Here is a 22,838-nt window from a genome sequence, read left to right on the forward strand (position 1 = left end):
GAGCAACATGGCATTACCACGCGTACTGAAATATCTGAACCTGTTTAACGACGGCAACAACTGGCTGGGGATTGTGGAGTCATTCACCCAGCCCAAGCTGACCCGCAAGTTTGAGAAATACCGCGGCGGCGGCATGTCCGGGGCCGCAGATATCGACATGGGGCTGGATGATGGCGCACTCGAGGCTGAGTGGCAAATTGGTGGAATGGAGCCGCTGATTTACAAGCAGTTGGGAACCGCGAAAGCCGACGGTGTCCCGCTCCGCTTTACGGCCTCCATCCAGCGTGACGACACGGGCGAGGTGTGGGCAGTAGAAATCGCGCTCCGGGGCCGTCACAAAGAAATCGACAGCGGCGAATACAAACAGGGCGAAAAACCGACAACCAAGATTTCCACCGTCTGCACCTACTACAAGCTGACCGTCAACGGTGAGGTGCTGGTAGAAATCGACCTGCTGAACATGATTGAAAACATTGGCGGTGAAGACCGGCTGGAGGAACACCGCGCTGCCATTGGCCTGTAATACCGACGCCGCACAGACGAAACGGCCTGTGCGTTCAGATATCCCGGAATAACGAGAGAACACGATGGAAAACGACGACACCCTGACCACTGAAAAAACCGTCACGCTGGATACCCCGCTGAAACGCGGCGATACCACACTGACTCACATCACGGTACGCAAACCCAGCGCCGGGGCGCTGCGCGGTACGCGCTTACAGCCGCTGATGGAAATGGACGTCAACGCACTGACTGTCATTTTACCGCGTGTCACCACACCGGCATTAACAACAGCCGAGGTGATGGAACTGGACCCGGCAGACTTGATTAGCCTGTCAGTCGAGGTGGTCAGTTTTTTGTTGCCGAAGTCGGTCCGGTCCGATTCCCTGACGGACTGACGGTAGATGATTTGGTGGCGGACATTGCCACCGTGTTTCACTGGCCGCCTTCTGTCACACAGGACATGCCATTAACCGACGTACTGGAATGGCGGCACAAGGCAATCATCCGCAGCGGAGCCGGTGATGAGTGACAATAACCTGCGTTTGCAGGTCATCATGAATGCGGTCGACAAATTGACCCGCCCCTTCAAACAGGCACAAGCCAGCACCCAGAAGCTGGCCGCCGCCGTCAAAAAAAGCCAGGCCCAGTTGAAACAACTGGATAACCAGGCGGCACGGATTGACGGTTTTCGTAAAACCAGTACGCAAGCCGCTGTAGTCAGTCACAGCCTGAAGGCGGCACGGGAAGAAGCGGCGCGCCTGGCCAGACAGTTTGCTGCGACAGAAAAGCCTACTGCCCAGCAAACCCGGCTACTGGGTGCGGCGAAAAACCGCGTAAATGAATTACAGGGAAAATACAACGGTCTGCGCCTGTCCGTTCAGCGTCAGCGTGAGGCGCTGCACGCGTCTGGTCTGGACACCAAAAAGTTGAGCGACGCCCAACGGCAATTACGCCGTGATACACAATCGGTGACCAACGCGCTGACTCGCCAGCAACAAGCACTAAAGCGTGTGGGGGAACGCCAGCAAAAACTGAATGCCATCAGAAGCCGGTATTCCAGAACAATGGAAGCCCGCAATAAGCTGTCGGTAAATGGTGCGGCCATCACCGGGGCGGGTGTCGGGATGCTTTACACGTCCAAGCGCACGATGGCACCCGGTTTTGACTTTGATCAAGGGATGTCAAAAGTGCAAGCGCTGACCCGCCTGAAAAAAGCCGTACCAGAAATGGCCGCATTGCGCCAACAGGCGCGGCAGTTGGGCGCATCCACAGCGTTTACGGCCAATGATGTGGCACAAGGGCAGAGTTTCTACGCCATGGCGGGCTTCAACCCGGAACAGATACGCGGCGCCATGCCCGGCACACTGAACATGTCGCTGGCGGGAGATACCGATCTGGCAACCACCGCCAACATCGGCTCTAACATCTTGACCGGTTTCAAACTGCCCGCCAACCAAATGAGCCGGGTGGGCGACAGTCTGGTGGCCACATTTACCCGCTCCAATACCAATTTGCAGATGCTGGGTGAAACCATGAAGTATGTGGCACCCGTGGCGGCGACGCTGGGCGTGGATCTGGAAACCGCGTCAGCGGCGGCGGGCAAGCTAGGTGATGCGGGTATTCAGAGCAGCCAGGCAGGAACCTCACTCCGCGCTATTCTGGCGCGGCTGGCTTCGCCTCCCAAAGCGGCGGCGGAGGCACTGGCAGAACTGAACATCAAAACCAAAGACGCGCGCGGCAACCTGCGCCCGTTAACGGATCTGCTGTCAGAAATGTACGCCCGCACTCAGAAAATGGGCAACGCCAAGCGGGCGTCCCTCTTTAAGCACATTGCCGGAGAGGAGGCATTTTCCGGATTGAGTGTCCTGGTTGAGCAGGCCGGGACAGGGCAGTTGCAGAAACTGGTGGCCGAGGTGCGCGCCGCGCACGGCGAAGCTGAAAAAGTGGCGGGTACGATGACCGATAACCTCAGCGGCGATCTGAAAAGCCTTTCATCTGCCTGGGAGGATGTTGGCATCACGCTGTTTGACAGTGTTGACAGTCCACTGCGTGCCATCACCCATAGCGTCACCGCGCTAACGTCGAAAGTTGGCGGCTGGCTGACCCAACATCCCCAACTGACCCGCGTCATTACCGGTACGGTGTTGGCACTGGGCAGCTTCCTGACAATGATGGGAACCATCATCCTGAGTGTGGCGGCGATACTAGGCCCGATGGCGTTATTGCGTCTGAGCTGCAATGTCTTGGGGATCAAGGCCGTCAGTGCTTTCGGTCTTATCCGTGGTGCGCTTGGCATTGTGGGAAAAGCCGTCCTGTGGCTGGGACGGCTGATGATGGCTAATCCCATTCTGGCGATCATCAGCCTGATTGCCATGGGCGCGCTTTATATCTGGCAACACTGGGACACGCTCGGCCCCAAATTCAAGGCGCTGTGGGATGCTATTTGCAACGCAACATCGGCGGCATGGGAATGGGTGAAAAACGCCATCAGTACAGCGTGGGAAGGTATCAAGTCTTACTTTCTCAACTACACCTTGCCGGGGCTGATTTATAAAAACTGGGATGCTATCAAGGCTGGCGTGTCAGAAGCCTGGGAAAACATCAAGAAAACCATCAGTGATCGCTGGAATGAGCTGGTTAGCACCGCTGAATCCATGCCTGCCCGGTTTCAGGAAGCGGGTTCCCAACTGATTGATGGACTGATGGCCGGTATCAATGAAAAATGGGAATTGTTGAAAACCAAACTGGCGTCATTGACTGACTACTTGCCGGACTGGATGAAACCCGATAGCAAGCAGATGCCATCCCTGCCCACCGTGCCGGGCGCTGCCGGGGCCGGTTCGGCGGTATTAAATGACATCCCCCGGTTTGACACCGGTGGCGTTATCCCGTCCGGACGGATTGGCATTGTCGGGGAAAATGGCCCTGAAATCGTTAACGGCCCGGCGAGGATCACCAGTCGTCGCCGAACGGCTGCGCTGGCCGCCTCTGCCGCCATGATGTTAGGCGCGGCCGCGCAACCGGTAATGGCGCGTCCGCTGCATCCGTTCAGCTTACCCACGAAAGAATACGCGGTGAGCCGGCCAGAACCTCGTCCTTCATCGCTGGCGCCGGTGTCTATTCACGCGCCGATCACTATCGTAACCCAGCCCGGACAGAATGCCACTGACATTGCCCGCGAAGTCGCCCGTCAATTAGATGAACGGGAACACCGCGCCCGCGCCAAATCACGCAGCAACTACCGCGATCAAGGGGGTATCGGATGATGATGGTGCTGGGGTTGTTCGTCTTTACGTTAAAGACTATCCCCTATCAGGAATTACAAAGGCAACGCTCATGGCGGCACCCCACCAATAACCGGGTTGGTTACCGTCCGGTGGCACAGTTTTTGGGGCCGGATAACGACACCATCACGTTACAGGCGGTACTGTTGCCCCAGGTTACCGGCGGCAAACTCTCACTGCTGGTACTCGAACAGATGGCCGAAACCGGTAAAGCCTGGGCGTTGCTGGAAGGTTCCGGCACCATTTACGGCATGTACGTGATTGAAAGCATGAGTGAAACCCGTAGCCAGTTTTTCAGCGACGGCAACGCCCGCCGGATTGAATTTACCCTGACGTTAAAACGCGTGGATGAATCACTGAATGCCATGCTGGGCGACCTGACGGAACAGCTTTCCACACTGAAAAACCAGGCAACGAGCTATCTCGGCCAGGCACAGACAACCCTGACTGGGGCACTCGACAGTGTGACGTCGGCAGTGAATGGGGTGCTGTCCTGATGGGCTGGTTAGCGGGTACGGAATTAACGCCGGATTACCGCATCCGCATTGGGAAAGATGACATTACCGCCACACTGGATAAGCGTCTGATGTCACTCACCATCACCGACAATCGCGGTTTTGAAGCCGATCAGCTGGATATTGAACTGGACGACGCCGACGGGCAATTGGCCTTGCCCCGGCGCGGGGCTGAAATCACCGTCTTTCTTGGTTGGAAAGGTGAGCCCCTGCTGAAAAAAGGAACCTTTGTGGTGGATGAGATAGAGCATAGCGGTGCACCTGACCGGCTGACGCTACGCGCCCGCAGTGCGGATTTTCGGCAAACGCTGAACCTCAAGCGGGAACGCTCCTGGCACAAGACCACAGTCGGGGCCATGGTGAACGACATCGCCGCCCGGCATAAGCTGACTCCGGCACTGGACAGCGACACCGCTGCGCAGGAGGTTGACCATATTGACCAGACCAATGAGTCAGACTGCTCGTTTCTGATGCGCCTGGCGAAAGATCATGGCGCCATCGCCGCCGTCAAAGATGGCCATCTGCTGTTTTTGCGACAGGGCCAGGGAAAAACCGCCAGTGGTAAAGCGCTGCCCGTTGCCACCATCAGCCGCAAGGACGGCGACAGCCACCGTTTTACCCTGGCTGACCGTGGCGCCTACACCGGCGTCATGGCTCACTGGCTGCATACCCGAGATCTAAAGAAAAATCAGACCGTGAAGGTAAAACGTCGTCGCAAAACCACGACGGCAAAAAAGAAAATGCCGGAAGAAAAACAGGGAGAGTACCTGCTGGGAACAGATGAAAACGTGCTAGTTCTCAGCCGTACCTATTCCAACAAGGGAAATGCTGAACGGGCCGCAAAAATGCATTGGGAACGTATTCAGCGCGGGGTTGCGACATTCTCCATTGAACTGGCAAAAGGCCGGGCCGAGCTGTACCCGGAACTGCCAGTGAAAGTGACCGGGTTCAAGCGAGAAATCGACGCCGCCGACTGGACAATAGGCACAGTGACGCATTCGCTCAGTGACCGGGGGTTTACCACATCGCTGGATCTGGAGGTAAAAATTGATGAAGTTGAAATGGAATAATGCAAGTTGTAGCAAAAGCAAGCAGCCGGTATCATTAACTTAAATTTGCAAGCTGGGAGATATCAATATGATGAAATGCCCTTTGTGCGGAAGTGCCGCACACACGCGATCATCTTATGAGGTGACGAGCACGACAAAGGAACGTTACAACCAGTGTACTAATATTAACTGCGGTCATACGTTTATCAGTCATGAAACCTATGTCCGGGCAATTATGACACCAGGGAAAACAGCCGCTGTTGCCCCTCATTCCCCACATGGACAAGTTACTATGCAGATATAGCGTAGAAGGAATTAGAGGCACCCGCTGCGGCGGGTTTTTTTATGCATGTAATGTGGATTGCATGGACGATATTCTATCTGCGTGGGCATTATGTGGACACCAAAAATAAATAAGGACTTATATAATATATAAGTCCTTATTTCATAACCGCTTTTCGGATGTTGCGAAAGCGCGCTCTTAGTTAAGACGCTCTTTAATACGAGCAGACTTACCAGCACGTTCACGCAGGTAATACAGTTTGGCTTTACGCACAGCACCGCGACGTTTAACAGTAATACTATCCACTACTGGAGAGTGAGTCTGAAATACGCGCTCTACGCCTTCGCCATTAGAAATCTTACGAACAGTGAATGCAGAGTGCAGACCGCGGTTACGAATAGCGATAACCACGCCCTCGAATGCCTGCAGACGTCTTTTGGAACCTTCAACGACCCATACCTTCACTTCCACGGTATCACCCGGACGAAATGCAGGTATATCTTGCTTCATCTGCTCTTGTTCAAGTTGCTTGATAATGTTGCTCATAATATGTCTCTTACCCTAGGTAAACTGATATTTGGGTTCGCTCGGCACTCCCGTAACGACCCACTAATACTTGTGTTGTCCAGACTGATATTCATTTTGAAATTCAGTCAACAACGTTGCTTGCTCGTCAGTCAGAGCTAGGCTTTTCAGAAGTTCAGGTCTTCTAAGCCAGGTTCGGCCCAGCGACTGCTTCAAACGCCAGCGACGTATTTCAGCATGGTTGCCTGACAGCAGAACTGCCGGAGCTTCCATACCGGTCAACACATCAGGACGAGTGAAATGGGGGCAATCCAACAATCCATCCGCAAAAGAGTCCTCTTCTGCTGAAGCTTCATGACCCAGAACCCCCGGAATAAACCGGGACACGGAATCAATCAATGTCATTGCTGGCAATTCACCACCACTGAGAACGTAATCACCGATTGACCATTCTTCATCAATCTCAGTCTTGATTACGCGCTCATCAATTCCCTCGTATCGACCACAAACCAGAATCATCTTCTGATTAGTGGCAAGTTGACGTACGCCTTGCTGATCTAATTTGCGGCCCTGCGGTGACAGATAAATCACCTTCGCACCTTCGCCTGCCGCTGTTTTTGCTGCATGAATCGCATCCCGCAAAGGTTGCACCATCATCAGCATACCGGGGCCACCACCATAGGGGCGATCGTCTACGGTACGATGCCGATCGTAAGCGAAATCTCGCGGACTCCAATACTGTACGCTCAGCAGGCCATTTTTAACTGCCCGGCCTGTAACTCCGTAATCAGTAATGGCGCGGAACATCTCTGGAAACAGGCTGATAACCCCAATCCACATAGTTTTGTTCCACCCGATATTACTATTCAGTACAGAGTTCAAAAACCAGGATCCCAATCTACTTCGATACGATGAGTAGAGAGGTCAACATGCTTGACAACCTGTTCAGTCAGGAACGGGATCAACCGCTCCTTGACTCCGTAAGCATCTTTCAGAGTAGCTCTTACTACTATGACGTCATTTGAACCGGTTTCCATCATATCAGTGACTTTCCCCAGCTCGTAACCAGCAGTGGTCACAACCTCACAGCCAATAAGATCCTTCCAGTAATAATCACCCTCTCCCAGTTCAGGTAACTGCGCTGAATCAACGATAATTTCACAATTCGTCAGTAAATTCGCAGTTTCCCGATCATCAACATCTTTAATTTTGATGACCAGATCCTGATTATGGTGCTTCCAGCTCTCAATTTCGATAAGCTGCCAACGACCTTTGTTCTGGATAAACCAGGGTTGATAGTCAAAAATACTTTCGGCGTCTTCGGTGGATGAAAACACTCTGAGCCAACCCCTGATACCATACGTTGACCCCATTTTACCCATCACAACCGGGCTAACGGGAGCATGCGAGCTAAGTTGATTGCTCATTGTCACCACCGCAACAGATTATGCTGCTTTCTTAACGTCTTTGATCAACGCAGAAACGCGATCAGAAACGGTAGCACCCTGACCAACCCAATGCTCAATACGGTCAAGATCCAAACGTAAGACTTCAGCCTGACCAGTTGCGATCGGGTTGAAGAAGCCTACACGTTCAATAAAACGACCATCGCGCGCATTGCGGCTATCGGTCACGACGACTTGATAGAACGGGCGTTTTTTAGCGCCGCCACGAGCCAAACGAATTGTTACCATAACATCCTCTTTAGTGAATAAAACAGCCAGGCCCCATCGAGGAACGGGGCCCAGTGTCATATAAAAAGCCCGAAAAGTTTACTCATTTTGGCGCAAAAAGCAATCTAAAGCGTCTTTATCAAGTAAGACTTTATACGAGCCAGATTAAAATTGACGGTATTAACGCCCCGAGAATCCCGGTGGCATCATACCTTTCATACCGCGCATCATTTTGGCCAGACCGCCATTTTTCATCTTCTTCATCATGCGTTGCATATCATCAAACTGCTTCAACAAACGATTTACGTCCTGCACTTGCATCCCAGACCCCATTGCAATACGACGTTTACGGGAACCTTTGATGATGTCAGGTTTGGCACGTTCCTGCCGAGTCATAGAGTTGATAATCGCTTCCATGCGCACCAGAACTTTATCATCCATTTGAGACTTCACATTGTCCGGTAATTGCCCCATCCCCGGCAATTTACTCATCATGCTGGCCATGCCGCCCATATTGCGCATCTGTTTTAGCTGATCCAGAAAATCAGTAAGATCGAATCCATCACCCTTTTTGAGTTTCTTGGCCAGTTTTTCAGCCTGAGTACGATCAACTTTGCTTTCAAGATCCTCAATCAGAGAAAGCACATCCCCCATGCCGAGAATGCGAGAAGCAATACGCTCAGGATAGAAAGGTTCAAGGGCTTCCGTTTTCTCACCTACACCCAGGAACTTAATCGGCTTACCAGTGATGTGACGGATAGAAAGTGCGGCACCGCCACGTGCATCACCATCAACCTTGGTTAGAATCACCCCAGTCAACGGTAGTGCTTCACTGAACGCTTTCGCGGTATTTGCCGCATCCTGTCCCGTCATGGCATCGACTACAAACAGGGTTTCTATCGGCTTAATCGCTGCATGAATCTGCTTGATCTCATCCATCATGGCGTCGTCGACATGCAAACGGCCAGCGGTATCCACCAACAGAACATCGTAGAATTTCAGTTTGGCATGCTGTAGCGCACGGTTAACAATATCAATCGGTTTTTCCTGCGCATCTGACGCAAAGAAATCTACACCGACAGATTGAGCCAAGGTCTCCAACTGTTTAATGGCGGCAGGACGGTAAACGTCGGCAGAAACCACCAGCACTTTTTTCTTTTGCTTCTCACGCAGAAATTTACCCAGTTTTCCCACGCTGGTTGTTTTACCGGCCCCTTGCAGACCAGCCATCAGCACCACGGCAGGGGGCTGTGCGGCCAGATTTAGTTCGGCATTAACCTCCCCCATCGCAGCAGTCAGTTCATTTTTAACAATTTTGACAAACTCTTGCCCTGGCGTCAGACTCTTATTGACTTCTTGTCCTACCGATTGCTCTTTGACCCGGTTGATAAAATCACGAACTACCGGCAAAGCCACATCAGCCTCAAGCAGAGCCATGCGCACTTCACGCAATGTTTCTTTAATATTCTCTTCAGTCAGCCGGCCACGGCCGCTAATAGTGCGCAATGTGCGCGATAGTCGATCGGTTAAATTTTCAAACATATCTCATGCTCAACGTAAAACTGGCCGCTACCGCGACGCGAATAGGGGAATTATAACACGAAAGCCTTGCCAATCTCTGCGCTACTCGTGGATAACAAGTTGGTGCCTTTACTGACTAAGGCTATACTGACTCTCTATTTTACCCAGTTGATATTTAATAACCTATTGTTTATGTCTGTTTTCGCTATTGTGGCTTTAGCGGCCTATTCACTCAGCCTCGGACTGATTATCCCCAGTCTGGTGCGAAAAGACAGTGCCTATCGCCGTCTGGCTGTGGTATCCGCCACACTCGCCCTTGTCTGCCATGCAGTGGCGCTATATCAACGAATCTTTGATGTTCAGGTCGGACAGAACCTGAGTCTGTTGAATATTGGGTCATTAATCAGCTTGATGATCTGTACGATAATGACCATTGTGGCATCACGCAATCGTGGCTGGTTTCTATTGCCTATTGTCTATACTTTTGCGTTGCTTAATCTGGTTTTTGCCAGCTTCATGCCTGGAGAATTTATCACGCATCTGGAAGCAAGACCGGGTCTTATGGTGCATATTGGCCTGGCGTTATTTTCCTACGCCACACTGATGATCGCCGCACTTTACGCGCTGCAACTGGCCTTTCTGGATTATCTGCTGAAAACCAAAAAGCTGGGTTTCGCAACGGATATGCCACCATTACTAAGCATAGAACGCAAAATGTTCCATATTACACAGGTCGGTGTTGTTCTACTCACACTTACATTGTGTACCGGTCTTGTTTATATGAACGACCTGCTGAACAACAGAGAAAATCTTCACAAAGCCCTTTTTTCCCTACTAGCCTGGTTTGTTTATATCCTGCTGTTATGGGGGCACTATCATGAAGGATGGCGAGGTCGTCGGGTAGTATGGTTTAACCTGATTGGTGCATTATTACTGACGCTAGCCTATTTTGGCAGCAGGGTTATTCAAAACATTCTTGCTCACTAAATTAAAAAAAAGAGAGCCACCAAACACTAAGCTCTCTTTTCCACTGCATATGGAAAGTTAACCCACTAAATATGCAACTCAGCTAATTTATCCTTCGGCAGTGCCAAATCGTCATTTCTATTTACTAACACATCCTTTTCCAGGATATGACGAGCAATATCCTGCGCTTCCTCCAAAGAATGCATAGTATAACTTCCGCACTGATACTCATTGAGCTCCGGGATTTTACGCTGATCAGTGACTTTCAGTACATCTGCCATTGCTGCTTTCCAAGCCTCAGCAACGCGTTGTTCTGCTGGCGTACCAATCAGACTCATATAAAAACCCGTACGACAACCCATAGGGGAAATATCAACAATTTCCACGCCATCTCCATTCAGATGATCGCGCATAAACCCCGCAAACAAATGCTCCAGCGTATGAATACCCCGCTCTGGCATGATTTCAGAATTCGGGCGACAAAAACGCAAGTCAAAAACAGTAATCGTGTCACCATGAGGGGTTTTCATGATTTTTGCGACACGAACTGCAGGAGCGTCCATTCGGGTATGGTCTACGGTAAAACTATCTAGTAATGGCATCTTGCCACCTCCTCATCGAAAAAATTATTTTTCTCGTTTACAGGAAACTTTTCTGATCAGTACGAGTCATAGTATATGAAAGACGCGCATTTATTATCATCATCCCTAATTATCATTATCAGATATTTCTTTTGGCCACATTACTCATGTGGCCTTTTTCTTTTTGATACTAATGAGTGGCCAAATACTCATCGAAACTCACTGTATCGCTTGCTTCCAACTGACGCTGATGTTGCCAGGAACGTGCACTTTCCGCCGCCAATCGAGACTCTGACAATATCTCCAACGGCTCCTGCAACAAGATTTCCCGGTACTGTCCAGACAATCTCAGCCCGACACTGCCACTGCTGCTTTCCAACATCATAGATAATAATCGTCCAGAGAAAGTACTCTCAGGGTCGTCAAAACCACCGACTAGCTGATCACAGACTTGCTGATAATAAGGTTTATCATTCTCATGATCTAACAATTCCGCAACACGTCGTAAATCGGTAAATAATCTACGTCCCACATCAGCCAAGAGCTGCTGTTCAGACTCGCACCCCATACCAATGGTTTGACCAGGCTTACGCCCTTCCAGAATAACCCGGTTCCAGTTCTTACGTGTACAAAGCAGCTCATCCGCACTCATCTCCGGAGCATCCGCCAATGTACACCAGATTAAGAACAGATCGAGAAAACGTACCTGCTCAGCACTGACACCTGTCGGCGAGAACGGATTGATATCCAATGACCGTACTTCAATATATTCGACACCGCCACGTAATAACGCATCAGAAGGAGACTCATCTGTACGTGTAACACGCTTAGGTCTAATCGGAGCATACAATTCATTTTCTATTTGTAACACATTTGTGTTCAACTGCAGATAGTGCCCCTCTTTTTTCACCCCAATCCGAGCATAATCCTCTGATGGTGTTTTTATCGCCCGCTTCAGTGCCGAAACATAAGTCTCAAGATTATTGAAAGTAATCCCAAGATTGCTTTGCGATTTGTTGGTATAACCCAAATCACTAAGGCGCAACGACGTTGCATAAGGAAGGTAACACATCCCGTTTTCTGTACGTTCAAAAGGTATTGAGGTTTCCCTGCCTTGCAGGAATGATTGACAGATAGCCGGTGAAGCACCGAATAAATACGGAATAATCCAACCGAAACGATAATAATTTCGTATCAATTGGAAATAACCGGTAGAAATGTCGGATTTACCGCTAATCTCATCCTCAACACCAGCCCGGGCACGCCAGAAGGACATCGGCAGAGAAAAATTATAATGTACTCCTGAAATGGTTTGCATCAGCGCACCATACCGATTTTTTAATCCTTCCCGGTACAATGTTTTAAATCGCCCAATATTAGAGGAGCCATACTGCGCCAGCTCAATATCCTGTTCTGCAGCAATAAAGCACGGCATACTCAGTGGCCACATCCGCTCTTCACCAAGATTGCGGGCGACATAACGGTGGATATCACGCAAGAAGGTAAGAAGATGATCAACGTCTCTATCCACCGGAGTAATAAACTCTAATAGAGTTTCAGCGAAATCCGTTGTAATCCAAGGGTGCGTCAACGCTGCCCCTAGTTGTTCCGGGTGTCCCGTATTAGCCAGATGTCCGTTTGCCATAATACGCAATGTTTCGCGCTCAATTCCTCGTTGGATCCCCTTTATAGCCTGAGGATTTTTTTCCAGCCAGGAAAGCGCCTGTGATACGTCCGGGATCAAATCGACCTCCCGCTATTGATTTTAATGATGGTAAGCATAGTAAAGGCTACATGGAGCTCACCAGATATGATTACAACTGTTCAGGATCACCATCCATGCCTTGAAGAGTGATCCTTGTCAAAAACGATATAGCGCAAGACATTATCAACAAAGAGATAAAGAGTCACCCTTACCAGGGCGTACGCAACCAGCCAACACACATAATAAATCGCCTATTACCGGAACCCAGCTAAATAATAGTGCAGTTGGACTATGATGGCGTAACTGGCGCATTGCCATTTCAACACGAGACAACCGTTCCAATTCAGGTAAAAAATGGCCAATAACAAGATTGCTTAATCTTTCAGCACATTCCTCAAGGTTACGATGGGTATCAATAGCATAAGTCCAGTGCTATTCATCACTAAAGGTGATCAGCAACGCCTCGAAATCTGGCGGGGAGTAAGGTGGCACTTAGAAAACAGCGCCAGAACAGGGAGCTCCCCCTCGGGTTCCGCTCAAAATGTTCTTACATCAACAACGGCCATATGAGCCCGTTCTGCCGCCTGAATACCATAATCGGCATCTTCAAAAACAACACAATGTTCAGGCGCCACTGCGATAAGTTCGGCGCAGCGCAGGAAAGTATCAGGGAAAGGCTTATGATTTTGCACATCATCCGCACCGACAACAGCACCAAAATAATGACGTAATCCAAGATGCCGCAACAGGCGTTCTGCCAAGGCTCGCGAACTACCGGTACCGACAGCCATTGGGCGGAGACCATAATACTTTTTGACGACGTCTATCAATGGCAGAGGTTTTACCGCATCCAGCAACATTGATTCTGCAATAGCCATTTTTTCAGCAGCAAGCATATAAGGATCAAGTTTGACCTGATGGCTGGTAATAATAGATTGCGCAATACGCCAGGTTGGAGATCCATTCAATGCTGTCATGGCGACACTATCATAATGCATCCCATACGTTGCTAACACCTGTTGCCATGCTCTACGGTGTATTGGTTCAGTATCGAGGATGGTGCCATCCATATCAAAGATCAAACCTTGATAGTGATCGTACATCACGACTCCAGTCACTAAAAAAGAGCTTCTACTTTAACGTAAAGTAAAAACATTGTCTCTGACTCAATAACCACAATAAAATCATACAATTACAGAAAAATTGGGCAAACATCAGGCTATGAAAGCAGGACTATAAGATAAATTTCAGAAAACGGCTGAAGAAGGGAAAAGCTACATGGATGAAACGAATCAATATGGTGCATCCGGGAGGATTCGAACCTCCGACCGCTCGGTTCGTAGCCGAGTACTCTATCCAGCTGAGCTACGGATGCCTACTGAGATAACAGAATCGTTTGTGTTTCAATATGAGAGGAAGAGAACAACAGGCTAATGGTGCATCCGGGAGGATTCGAACCTCCGACCGCTCGGTTCGTAGCCGAGTACTCTATCCAGCTGAGCTACGGATGCATTATATTTTACTGAAAACTCTCTTTTTTATCCGAGTTCATTAGATGATCCCGACAAAAAAACACGCCCACTAAATGGTGCATCCGGGAGGATTCGAACCTCCGACCGCTCGGTTCGTAGCCGAGTACTCTATCCAGCTGAGCTACGGATGCATATTAATGGCGGTGAGGGAGGGATTCGAACCCTCGATGCAGCTTTTGACCGCATACTCCCTTAGCAGGGGAGCGCCTTCAGCCTCTCGGCCACCTCACCTTACACTACCTATGATTACTTTTTGATTTCTCGTTCAGTGCTCACCGGTACTGCGTGGCGCACATATTACTTTCCAGGACTTATAAGTCAAACAATTTTTCCCTTCTCATGTTTGTTTGCACAATTCGCACCCAACACGGATGGATTGACAACAAAATGAATATATTATCAACAGGAAAACAACTGATTATCCTGTATCGGACAGGATGTGAATACAAAAAATAAAAATGAGGAGAGCTAAAAATTCGAATAAAAAACCAGGACAACAATAGCGCCTCGTGAGAGCGAGACGCATTGTGAATCAATAAGATGTTGGCTGAGACTTCTCTGCCTGAATACGTTGGTAAATCTCTTCGCGGTGCACAGAAACTTCTTTAGGCGCATTCACACCAATACGAACCTGATTGCCCTTTACTCCTAGTACGGTAACCGTTACCTCATCGCCAATCATGAGGGTTTCGCCAACTCGACGAGTTAAAATAAGCATTCTTTGCTCCTTGAAAGATTATAAAGAGTCAGGTCTCTTCGTTCTCTCGCCATTATCCATCATGTGCCGAGAAAACGTAAACCTAGATGACAATAATTGCCTCATCATCCCACTCATAGCTTGTTACTAATGTTAAGTTTAGCCGATATAAGACAGCTTGCGTTTTTTGTTATCACAACCAGACCAAGGCATATTCTGCATTCAATACTCTGAAAGAGACACACGATTCGTCTTGTTTACGGTCATCCTTTACCGCAGGCCAAAAACGCCAAAACCATTAAGAGTCATGGCGTTTTGCCAGGATAGCGCTTGGTATAATAATACTTATAACTTATTAGCCACCCAGCCTTCAATGCTGGCTAGCGCAGATGGTAACGCCTTGACATCACTGCCGCCCGCCTGAGCCATATCCGGACGACCGCCGCCTTTGCCACCAATCTGGTTCGCTACGAATCCGATGAGTTCGCCAGCCTTAACTCTGTCAGTCAACGTTTTGGTTACCCCAGAGATAAGACTTACCTTACCATCCGAAGCCGTTGCCAGCACTATCACCGCTGATCCCAACTGGTTTTTCAGATCATCAACCATCGTGCGAAGCATTTGTGGCTCAACATTGTCCAACTGGGCTACCAACAGTTTTACTCCGTTGATATCTTTTGCTTTACTGGAAAGAGAAGAACTTTCCTGAGCCGCCTGTTGTGCTTTCAGCTGTTGTAATTCTTTTTCCAGCACACGAGTGCGCTCAAGGACAGAACGTACTTTTTCAACCAGATTATTGCTGTCACCTTTTACAAGATGAATCACATCTTCCACAAGATCGTTCTGACGATGCAATGCAGCTATCGCATTGTCTCCCGTTACAACCTCAATACGGCGGATACCCGCGGCAGTACCGGATTCAGATTCAATCTGGAATAAACCAATGTCACCAGTACGGCTGGCATGTATACCACCGCAGAGCTCAATAGAAAAATCACCCATGGTTAAAACGCGAACATGATCTTCATATTTTTCGCCAAAGAGCGCCATTGCCCCTTTTTCTCTCGCCGCCGACAATGCCATCACTTCAGTTTCAACCGGTAGATTACGGCGAATCTGAGCATTAACGATATCCTCGACCTGACGCACTTGTTCAGGTTTCATTGCTTCCTGATGAGAGAAATCAAAACGCAGGTAGCTGTCATTCACCAAGGATCCTTTCTGCGCAACATGATCCCCCAGAACTTGGCGCAATGCGGCATGCAGTAAATGTGTTGCCGAATGGTTCAGACGAATGCGGCTACGACGAGCACTGTCTACCAACGCATCAACACTATCACTTACCTGTAGCGAACCTATAGTCAACTTACCAATATGGCCAATTGCCTGACCATATTTCTGGGTATCCTGCACCATGAAACGGGCTGTTTTGGTTTGTAGCTCTCCCTGATCGCCCACTTGTCCACCCGACTCGCCATAGAAAGGCGTTTCATTCAAAATGACAACGGCGTCATCACCAGCATGAATCACGTCAACGGATTCACCTTCACGATACAACGCAATAATGTTGGATTGCAGCTCGGTATGTTGATAACCACAGAACGGTGTAACCGTATCCACACGAACCAGGGTGTTATAATCGACGTCAAAACCACTTGCCTCACGAGCACGCTGACGCTGGGCTTCCATAGCTCGATCAAAACCGGCTTCATCTACCTTCAGATTACGCTCACGGCATACATCGGCTGTCAGATCCAGCGGGAATCCGTAGGTATCGTACAAGCGGAATGCAGTTTCCCCGTCCAACGTATCACTTCGCAGGTTTTTAATTTCCTCATCCAACAGTGACAAACCGCGTTCCAGTGTACGAGCAAACTGTTCTTCTTCACTTTTCAACGCCTGCTCAACTACGTTTTGCTGACATTTCAGCGCTTCCGCCGCTGGCCCCATAACATCAATCAGCGGCGCTACCAATTTATAGAAGAACGTTTCTTCAGCACCCAGCATATTACCATGACGGACAGCGCGCCGGATGATGCGACGCAGTACATAACCACGATTTTCATTAGACGGCATCACGCCATCTGCGATCAGAAATGCACAGGAACGGATATGATCAGCAATTACGCGCAATGATTTGTTAGTCAAATCTTGAGTGCCAATGACCTTCGCAACGGCGTCGATCAGCGTTTTGAACAGGTCAATGTCATAGTTGGAGTTAACATCCTGTAACACAGCGGAAATACGCTCTAATCCCATACCAGTATCAACTGACGGTTTTGGCAACGGTAATAACGTGCCGTCAGCCTGACGGTTGAACTGCATGAAAACCAGGTTCCAGATTTCAATATAACGATCACCATCTTCTTCCGGACTTCCCGGAGGCCCACCCCAAATATGGTCACCATGATCATAAAAAATTTCAGTGCAGGGACCACAAGGCCCCGTATCTCCCATTTGCCAGAAATTATCTGAGGCATACGGAGCCCCTTTATTATCACCGATACGGATAATACGTTCACTGGGAATGCCCACTTCATTGGCCCATATGTCATAGGCCTCATCGTCAGTTGCGTATACCGTTACCCACAGTTTTTCTTTAGGCAAATTGAACCACTGCTCACTGGTCAGTAGTTCCCAGGCATAGCTGATAGCATCGTGCTTAAAATAATCACCGAAGCTAAAATTACCCAGCATTTCAAAGAAAGTATGATGACGGGCGGTATAACCTACATTTTCAAGATCGTTGTGCTTTCCACCGGCACGAACACAACGCTGAGAGGTAGTGGCACGTGAATAGCTGCGCTTATCCAGTCCCAAGAATACGTCCTTGAACTGGTTCATCCCCGCATTGGTGAATAACAATGTCGGATCGTTACTCGGCACCAGAGAACTACTGGAAACAACCTGGTGTCCTTTGCTATGAAAAAAGTCGAGAAACGCCTGACGGATCTCAGCGGTGTTCTTGCTCATAATTATCCTGAAATCAAGCTAAAAAAAACAGTCGTGGGCAAAATGAATGCGGCATAACGACGCAACAATGCCAAACACGAACAGGAAAAGTGGGAATAAGATAAATTTTCTTAAGAGGGAAGTAAAATACCGTGTGCGTTCAATCGGAAAAATTCATGTAAATAGATTGAATTTCTTCATGCAAGAAGCCCCGATAGAGCAAATAACGCTGGATTTTAGCTTTTTCTTTCCATTCCGTTGACAAGAGAGATCCAAATTTGCGTTTGGCGATATCCTGAGCTAATTGACACCAATTGATATCACAATCCTGAAATACCAAAGTTTGTGTATATCTATCGATGCCTTTTTGACTGAGTTCACTGCGGATACGTTGTGAGCCATAACCTTTACGACTGCGACTGGCAATATAACGTCGAGCGAAACGGGTATCATCTAACCAATCATGCTCCTTGCAATAGGTGATAACCTGCTCTATCTCCTGCTCTATCTCCTGCTCTTTACTGGAAGACTGACTTTCTTCAATAGTTACTGAACAGAAATATGCCGCTAGTTTGCGGCGTATTTCTGCTTCGCTATGGTCACGCACCGAGAGCACATTCATCGCATAACGTAATAGCCTGCACATCCCGTCATCCTACTACTGTTCGATAGCGCGTTACTGACATCATCAACATTAAAAATCTTCACTAGTTTCGCCAGCGATCACTTTGTCAAGTTCAACATCACCAGCGGATTCAGATGACGTTAAGTCACTACTTTTATGTAACAACATATCACGCAGTTTTTTATCCAGCTCAGATGCGATGGCCGGTTTTTCCTTCAGGAAATTGCCGGCATTTGCTTTACCCTGACCGATCTTATCGCCATTGTAACTATACCAGGCACCCGCTTTCTCAATCAGTTTATGCTTCACACCCAGATCGACAAGTTCGCCGTAAATATTAATTCCTTCTCCGTAGAGAATCTGGAATTCAGCTTGTTTAAACGGTGCTGCCACCTTGTTTTTAACCACTTTTACTCGAGTTTCGCTACCGACAACCTCTTCACCGTCCTTGATGGAACCGATACGGCGAATGTCAAGGCGCACAGAAGCGTAGAATTTGAGGGCATTCCCCCCAGTAGTGGTTTCTGGGTTACCAAACATCACACCAATTTTCATACGGATCTGGTTGATGAAAATCAGTAACGTATTGGCTTGTTTAAGGTTACCAGCCAACTTACGCATTGCCTGGCTCATCATTCTGGCGGCCAACCCCATATGGGAATCACCGATTTCACCTTCAATCTCAGCTTTTGGCGTCAATGCAGCAACGGAGTCCACGATGATAACGTCAACGGCACCAGAGCGGGTCAAAGCATCACAGATTTCCAGCGCTTGCTCCCCGGTATCAGGCTGAGAACATAGTAGGTTATCAATGTCCACACCCAATTTTTTCGCATAGATCGGATCCAGTGCATGCTCTGCATCGATAAATGCACAGGTTTTACCTTCACGTTGAGCAGAGGCAATTACCTGAAGTGTCAACGTGGTTTTACCGGAAGACTCTGGCCCATAGATTTCCACGATACGGCCCATCGGCAAACCACCGGCACCCAGTGCGATATCCAGAGACAGCGAGCCCGTAGAGATGGTTTCAACATCCATTGAGCGATCTTCACCCAATCGCATGATAGAACCTTTACCGAATTGTTTTTCGATTTGGCTCATTGCCGCAGCCAATGCCTTTTGTTTGTTCTCATCAATAGCCATTTCTACTCCTGTCATGCAGCGTAAGGCTGCTTTTACACTGTTGCTTAATCATGGTTCACCGAACTGATGGTTGATATTATACTGTATACCCATACAGCATCAAGGTTATTTTTGCAGAAACTCTTCCAACAAGATTTGTAAGGCGTAATAGACAGATTGAAGTCGAACGTCACCTCTGTCGCCCTCAAACAGAACTTTTCGGGCAAGGGTTTTCCCCTGATTATCGGTAAATCCAAACCAGACTGTTCCTACTGGCTTTTCTTCTGTTCCCCCGTCGGGCCCAGCAATACCACTAATGGAAACGGCATAGTGGGCATTGGCTCTAAGCAAAGCGCCAATGGCCATTTCCTGTACGACTTCCTGGCTGACTGCACCAAACCGCGCTAATGTTTCTTCATTTACATCAACCATTTCGTGCTTAGCCTGATTGCTGTAAGTGACGAAACCGTAATCGAACCAGGCAGAACTCCCTGCAACATCGGTGATAGCTTTGGCTAGCCATCCACCCGTACAGGATTCGACGCAAGTCACCTTAGCCCCATTATCCTTAAGTCGGCTCCCAACCAGCCGACTTAACTGCAGCACCTCTTTCTCTGTCATAACCACACCATAGTAATTAACAGCCCGCCAGTCAGGGTAGCACTTTTCATCTGAAAAGACGCCTTGCTGCAAGGTATGCGATGAGCTTTGCAAACTGGGGTGAAAGGCTGTGTTTAGTGTACGGGAAAAAGAAAAATATACGTCATGTATGCATAATATATATAAAGTGAAAGTCAGGGTGGGGGTCAGATCATGGGCAACAAATTTCTGTTATAATACTGAATTACATTAATAAATTGTTTATGTTAGTTATTTCAACAGCATGAATAAATGATATTGTTGGTCGAATGAAAAGTGTTCCCCCTCCTCCGGTAAACAGGTTAAAGTTTATTATATAAAACTCACTAATGGTGCGATACTGACTATCTTTTGCTGTTTTTATACTTTATTTTTTGGACTTATTTAAAACCACATTAGCTCCAGCGAGAAACATTTTACAATAGTAACACTGTTGATTACTTATCAAAAACATACACATATGTACACCCCATAGATTTCAAAACATATCACGAAACCAGACCGATCTCTTGTTTTATCGAAACGACAATCAGTTGGTATTAGTAGGTAATGTTCCGCTGCTTGATAAAAAACTCACTTTTCATTATTAATATCAGTTTAATAAAAATAATGACCAGTGTGATTATCACCGCTATAATAAATCCACTAACTAAGACCAATAAAAAAGCCCACCTATTGGTGGGCCATGTTTCTTATTATAGGAAATAATCCCCTGGTGTTACTGGCGAGACATTTATCTTCTGCCTGTAAAAAATATACATCACCAACCTTAAGATAGCCTTAGTAATAAACAAAACGGATATCAAAGAGACAAAAAAACACTATTTATCGTACCTTTTAAACCAGAAGTAATATCATTAAAAACAATCACTCGGGTAATAATAAATTACACAGAGAAATGCTCATAAAAAACCTCTCTATGCTATGAGAAAATAAGTCTATCTTCAGAAAAGTCGCATTTTTATTCAATAACACCAGAGTCTAAGGTTAATTAGCTAATCGGGTATTGTAAGAGACAACGAACACATCTTAATAAAGAGTAACCAAGGGCAGACAACGTACCTGCAGCCTGAACGATGATGAGCGTAGCATCCGGTTGATTTACATCGATACTTTCCGAAGTTATCCCATACTCCATAGGATGACGTACCAAGCTAATTCACTGAATCATTATGTGTCGGATACACAAAATGCTTACAACCCTTACTATGATACTGGATAATGATGAGTGGGGCTGGCAATGTATTGACATACCTCATTGTTACTATGCTATTCAGCTAGATAATGCTCATCGTCGGACTGAGCATTCGTTAAGGGAGAATCTTACGTGCCATCACTATTTTTACGCCACATGAGAACAATCGAGCACGATACTGATCACATCAGCAGTTCAATTGTCATCGAACGCCCGGCAGACATCCTGTTCGATCTGTGGAGGAAACCGGAAACGCTACCGATATTAATGAGTCATGTTGCTCAAATCGATATTCTGAATGCAACAGACTCTCGCTGGCGAATGAAAGCGCCATTCGGGCAATACATTGAGTGGCAGGCGCGCATCGTTGACGAACAACCGGGAGAATTTATCTACTGGCGCTCACTGCAAGGCGCGCGCATACCCAATGAAGGGCGGTTGTCATTCAGTCCCGCACCGCAAGTGAATGGAACAGCGGTAACATTAATGATCCGATTTGATCCACCGGGAGGTTTTTTAGGCAGGAAAATCAGCCAGGTGTTTCAACTCCTGCCCAAAGAGATGCTGAGCAATACGTTGCAACGGTTTAAAACTCTGGCGGAAACAGGAGAAATACTTCCCGCCCCAGACACCGACCATCAATAAAACAGCTACCGGAGATTTGATCCGGTAGCTGTTTAAACCATCATAATTTGGAATCAGTGGACTATTTTTTACCAGGCATCATACGCAGCAACGTATTATCACGGACTATATAGTGATGATACAGTGAAGCTGCCGCATGAAGGCCAATCACAAAATAGCCCGCATTGGCAATCACTTCATGAATGCCTTCCATCGTTTCTTTCAAATCATAGTTGGGTACTGCGGCGATTGGCATTGAGACACCAAAGATTGTCCAGTCGATGCCACGGAAATACATCGTCATAATACCAAAGACGGGTAGAGCAAGGAATATCAGATATAAAAGACCGTGTACTGCATGAGAAGCAATGGAGATAATACGTTCCGGCTTCGGTGTAATTTCAGGCGTAGGATGAATAAAACGCAGTAACACTCGCCCGATCATCAAAACCCAAACCGATACACCACAGCTGTAATGTATGGAGCTCATCAATGCACGCGCACTACCGCCCCGGGGAGCAAAGTCTCGCAACTCCATCGATGCATAGGTCACAATCACCAACAACAAAACTAGCCAATGTAATGCGATTTGTGAAGAATGGTATTTCTCTTTCATGGAATTCCTTCTCTATAGGATAATAAGGATGTAACAAGTTTATCCTTACAAGCTTAAGGTAATATTAGTTTTTTCACATTACAGACCGGTTATTCTGGCAAAAAAAATCCCGCACAAGGCGGGAAAAAACTACTCTCTCTGACAGGGTATACACATAACATCAACAAGGATTGGAAAAATACTAACAGCTTGAGTGTATAGAACTGTCATCTGAGAGTAAGGTTAAT

23 protein-coding genes and 4 tRNA genes are annotated in these 22,838 nt (G+C 47.9%); 9 read left to right on the forward strand and 18 right to left on the reverse strand.

What is annotated here, in order from left to right; genetic code table 11:
* The first annotated feature begins 7 nt into the window (after positions 1-7).
* The 7 genes from PCO85_17400 (at position 8) to PCO85_17430 (ending at position 5,656) form a co-directional block, all read left to right on the forward strand.
* Complete coding sequence (locus PCO85_17400) at positions 8-523, forward strand: phage major tail tube protein (protein WJV52957.1); 516 nt, start codon at positions 8-10, stop codon at positions 521-523.
* Positions 524-587: 64 nt separating this feature from the next.
* Positions 588-899, forward strand: coding sequence for a phage tail assembly protein (locus PCO85_17405; GenBank protein ID WJV52958.1), 312 nt, complete (start codon positions 588-590; stop codon positions 897-899).
* Positions 900-913: 14 nt separating this feature from the next.
* Positions 914-1,033, forward strand: coding sequence for a GpE family phage tail protein (locus tag PCO85_17410; GenBank protein WJV56123.1), 120 nt, complete (start codon positions 914-916; stop codon positions 1,031-1,033).
* On the forward strand, positions 1,026-3,770 hold the full coding sequence (locus tag PCO85_17415; GenBank protein ID WJV52959.1) for a phage tail tape measure protein: 2,745 nt from the start codon (positions 1,026-1,028) through the stop codon (positions 3,768-3,770). The genes PCO85_17410 and PCO85_17415 overlap by 8 nt, the downstream gene beginning before the upstream one ends.
* A complete protein-coding gene (locus PCO85_17420) occupies positions 3,767-4,285 on the forward strand; it encodes a phage tail protein (GenBank protein WJV52960.1) in 519 nt (172 codons plus the stop codon). The genes PCO85_17415 and PCO85_17420 overlap by 4 nt, the downstream gene beginning before the upstream one ends.
* Complete coding sequence (locus PCO85_17425) at positions 4,285-5,373, forward strand: phage late control D family protein (protein ID WJV52961.1); 1,089 nt, start codon at positions 4,285-4,287, stop codon at positions 5,371-5,373. Before PCO85_17420 ends, PCO85_17425 begins: the two co-directional genes overlap by 1 nt.
* Positions 5,374-5,440: 67 nt before the next feature.
* Complete coding sequence (locus PCO85_17430; protein ID WJV52962.1) at positions 5,441-5,656, forward strand: ogr/Delta-like zinc finger family protein; 216 nt, start codon at positions 5,441-5,443, stop codon at positions 5,654-5,656.
* 177 nt (positions 5,657-5,833) lie between these two features.
* Here the strand turns inward: PCO85_17430 and rplS are convergent, their stop codons facing one another.
* From rplS to ffh, 5 genes are all read right to left on the reverse strand, one after another.
* A complete protein-coding gene (rplS, locus tag PCO85_17435) occupies positions 5,834-6,181 on the reverse strand; it encodes a 50S ribosomal protein L19 (protein ID WJV52963.1) in 348 nt (115 codons plus the stop codon).
* Between the two features lie 63 nt (positions 6,182-6,244).
* A complete protein-coding gene (gene trmD / locus PCO85_17440; protein ID WJV52964.1) occupies positions 6,245-7,000 on the reverse strand; it encodes a tRNA (guanosine(37)-N1)-methyltransferase TrmD in 756 nt (251 codons plus the stop codon).
* 38 nt (positions 7,001-7,038) lie between these two features.
* Entirely contained in the window at positions 7,039-7,587 is a 549-nt protein-coding gene (rimM, locus tag PCO85_17445; GenBank protein ID WJV52965.1) for a ribosome maturation factor RimM, read from the reverse strand.
* Between the two features lie 18 nt (positions 7,588-7,605).
* Positions 7,606-7,854 carry a 30S ribosomal protein S16 gene (gene rpsP, locus PCO85_17450; protein ID WJV52966.1) on the reverse strand — a complete coding sequence of 83 codons (249 nt, stop codon included), beginning with the start codon at positions 7,852-7,854 and terminating at the stop codon, positions 7,606-7,608.
* 159 nt (positions 7,855-8,013) lie between these two features.
* The gene (ffh, locus tag PCO85_17455) at positions 8,014-9,375 is read right to left on the reverse strand and encodes a signal recognition particle protein (GenBank protein WJV52967.1); all 1,362 of its coding nucleotides are present in this window, start codon (positions 9,373-9,375) and stop codon (positions 8,014-8,016) included.
* Positions 9,376-9,546: 171 nt separating this feature from the next.
* Between ffh and PCO85_17460 the strand changes: the two genes are divergently transcribed.
* Positions 9,547-10,341 (forward strand): inner membrane protein YpjD, encoded by a 795-nt coding sequence (locus PCO85_17460; protein ID WJV56124.1) that lies wholly within the window; start codon positions 9,547-9,549, stop codon positions 10,339-10,341.
* A gap of 65 nt (positions 10,342-10,406) precedes the next feature.
* On the opposite strand, the gene luxS is transcribed toward PCO85_17460, so the two are convergent.
* The 12 genes from luxS to pncC form a co-directional block, all read right to left on the reverse strand.
* Complete coding sequence (gene luxS / locus PCO85_17465; GenBank protein ID WJV52968.1) at positions 10,407-10,922, reverse strand: S-ribosylhomocysteine lyase; 516 nt, start codon at positions 10,920-10,922, stop codon at positions 10,407-10,409.
* Between the two features lie 169 nt (positions 10,923-11,091).
* Entirely contained in the window at positions 11,092-12,645 is a 1,554-nt protein-coding gene (gene gshA / locus PCO85_17470) for a glutamate--cysteine ligase (protein WJV52969.1), read from the reverse strand.
* Positions 12,646-13,142: 497 nt separating this feature from the next.
* Positions 13,143-13,709: a fructose-1-phosphate/6-phosphogluconate phosphatase gene (gene yqaB / locus PCO85_17475; GenBank protein WJV52970.1), complete on the reverse strand. Its 567-nt coding sequence runs from the start codon at positions 13,707-13,709 to the stop codon at positions 13,143-13,145.
* 195 nt (positions 13,710-13,904) lie between these two features.
* A tRNA-Arg gene (locus tag PCO85_17480) sits at positions 13,905-13,981 on the reverse strand.
* 59 nt (positions 13,982-14,040) lie between these two features.
* A tRNA-Arg gene (locus PCO85_17485) sits at positions 14,041-14,117 on the reverse strand.
* Positions 14,118-14,192: 75 nt separating this feature from the next.
* Positions 14,193-14,269, reverse strand: a tRNA-Arg gene (locus PCO85_17490).
* 7 nt (positions 14,270-14,276) lie between these two features.
* A tRNA-Ser gene (locus PCO85_17495) sits at positions 14,277-14,369 on the reverse strand.
* A 301-nt stretch (positions 14,370-14,670) separates the two neighbouring features.
* Positions 14,671-14,856, reverse strand: coding sequence for a carbon storage regulator CsrA (csrA, locus tag PCO85_17500; protein WJV52971.1), 186 nt, complete (start codon positions 14,854-14,856; stop codon positions 14,671-14,673).
* 324 nt (positions 14,857-15,180) lie between these two features.
* The gene (gene alaS, locus PCO85_17505; protein WJV52972.1) at positions 15,181-17,808 is read right to left on the reverse strand and encodes an alanine--tRNA ligase; all 2,628 of its coding nucleotides are present in this window, start codon (positions 17,806-17,808) and stop codon (positions 15,181-15,183) included.
* A 139-nt stretch (positions 17,809-17,947) separates the two neighbouring features.
* A complete protein-coding gene (gene recX, locus PCO85_17510; GenBank protein ID WJV52973.1) occupies positions 17,948-18,433 on the reverse strand; it encodes a recombination regulator RecX in 486 nt (161 codons plus the stop codon).
* Between the two features lie 48 nt (positions 18,434-18,481).
* On the reverse strand, positions 18,482-19,558 hold the full coding sequence (recA, locus tag PCO85_17515) for a recombinase RecA (GenBank protein ID WJV52974.1): 1,077 nt from the start codon (positions 19,556-19,558) through the stop codon (positions 18,482-18,484).
* A gap of 105 nt (positions 19,559-19,663) precedes the next feature.
* Positions 19,664-20,158 (reverse strand): nicotinamide-nucleotide amidase, encoded by a 495-nt coding sequence (gene pncC, locus PCO85_17520; protein ID WJV52975.1) that lies wholly within the window; start codon positions 20,156-20,158, stop codon positions 19,664-19,666.
* 1,369 nt (positions 20,159-21,527) lie between these two features.
* On the opposite strand from pncC, the gene PCO85_17525 reads away from it, so the two are divergent.
* A complete protein-coding gene (locus tag PCO85_17525) occupies positions 21,528-22,016 on the forward strand; it encodes an SRPBCC family protein (GenBank protein ID WJV56125.1) in 489 nt (162 codons plus the stop codon).
* Between the two features lie 61 nt (positions 22,017-22,077).
* Here the strand turns inward: PCO85_17525 and cybB are convergent, their stop codons facing one another.
* Entirely contained in the window at positions 22,078-22,611 is a 534-nt protein-coding gene (gene cybB / locus PCO85_17530) for a cytochrome b561 (protein WJV52976.1), read from the reverse strand.
* Positions 22,612-22,838 lie beyond the last annotated feature (227 nt).

Origin of the sequence: Prodigiosinella aquatilis (assembly GCA_030388725.1) — a bacterium.
Classification (GTDB): Bacteria; Pseudomonadota; Gammaproteobacteria; order Enterobacterales; family Enterobacteriaceae; genus Prodigiosinella; species Prodigiosinella aquatilis.

Bases quoted from the DNA above. Each gene is read 5' to 3' on its own strand.
- PCO85_17400 (WJV52957.1), top strand. From the start codon at position 8: ATGGCATTACCACGCGTACTGAAATATCTGAACCTGTTTAACGACGGC.
- PCO85_17405 (WJV52958.1), top strand. From the start codon at position 588: ATGGAAAACGACGACACCCTGACCACTGAAAAAACCGTCACGCTGGAT.
- PCO85_17415 (WJV52959.1), top strand. From the start codon at position 1,026: ATGAGTGACAATAACCTGCGTTTGCAGGTCATCATGAATGCGGTCGAC.
- PCO85_17420 (WJV52960.1), top strand. From the start codon at position 3,767: ATGATGATGGTGCTGGGGTTGTTCGTCTTTACGTTAAAGACTATCCCC.
- PCO85_17425 (WJV52961.1), top strand. From the start codon at position 4,285: ATGGGCTGGTTAGCGGGTACGGAATTAACGCCGGATTACCGCATCCGC.
- PCO85_17430 (WJV52962.1), top strand. From the start codon at position 5,441: ATGATGAAATGCCCTTTGTGCGGAAGTGCCGCACACACGCGATCATCT.
- rplS (WJV52963.1), bottom strand. From the start codon at position 6,181: ATGAGCAACATTATCAAGCAACTTGAACAAGAGCAGATGAAGCAAGAT.
- trmD (WJV52964.1), bottom strand. From the start codon at position 7,000: ATGTGGATTGGGGTTATCAGCCTGTTTCCAGAGATGTTCCGCGCCATT.
- rimM (WJV52965.1), bottom strand. From the start codon at position 7,587: ATGAGCAATCAACTTAGCTCGCATGCTCCCGTTAGCCCGGTTGTGATG.
- rpsP (WJV52966.1), bottom strand. From the start codon at position 7,854: ATGGTAACAATTCGTTTGGCTCGTGGCGGCGCTAAAAAACGCCCGTTC.
- ffh (WJV52967.1), bottom strand. From the start codon at position 9,375: ATGTTTGAAAATTTAACCGATCGACTATCGCGCACATTGCGCACTATT.
- PCO85_17460 (WJV56124.1), top strand. From the start codon at position 9,547: ATGTCTGTTTTCGCTATTGTGGCTTTAGCGGCCTATTCACTCAGCCTC.
- luxS (WJV52968.1), bottom strand. From the start codon at position 10,922: ATGCCATTACTAGATAGTTTTACCGTAGACCATACCCGAATGGACGCT.
- yqaB (WJV52970.1), bottom strand. From the start codon at position 13,709: ATGTACGATCACTATCAAGGTTTGATCTTTGATATGGATGGCACCATC.
- csrA (WJV52971.1), bottom strand. From the start codon at position 14,856: ATGCTTATTTTAACTCGTCGAGTTGGCGAAACCCTCATGATTGGCGAT.
- alaS (WJV52972.1), bottom strand. From the start codon at position 17,808: ATGAGCAAGAACACCGCTGAGATCCGTCAGGCGTTTCTCGACTTTTTT.
- recX (WJV52973.1), bottom strand. From the start codon at position 18,433: ATGTGCAGGCTATTACGTTATGCGATGAATGTGCTCTCGGTGCGTGAC.
- recA (WJV52974.1), bottom strand. From the start codon at position 19,558: ATGGCTATTGATGAGAACAAACAAAAGGCATTGGCTGCGGCAATGAGC.
- pncC (WJV52975.1), bottom strand. From the start codon at position 20,158: ATGACAGAGAAAGAGGTGCTGCAGTTAAGTCGGCTGGTTGGGAGCCGA.
- PCO85_17525 (WJV56125.1), top strand. From the start codon at position 21,528: ATGAGAACAATCGAGCACGATACTGATCACATCAGCAGTTCAATTGTC.
- cybB (WJV52976.1), bottom strand. From the start codon at position 22,611: ATGAAAGAGAAATACCATTCTTCACAAATCGCATTACATTGGCTAGTT.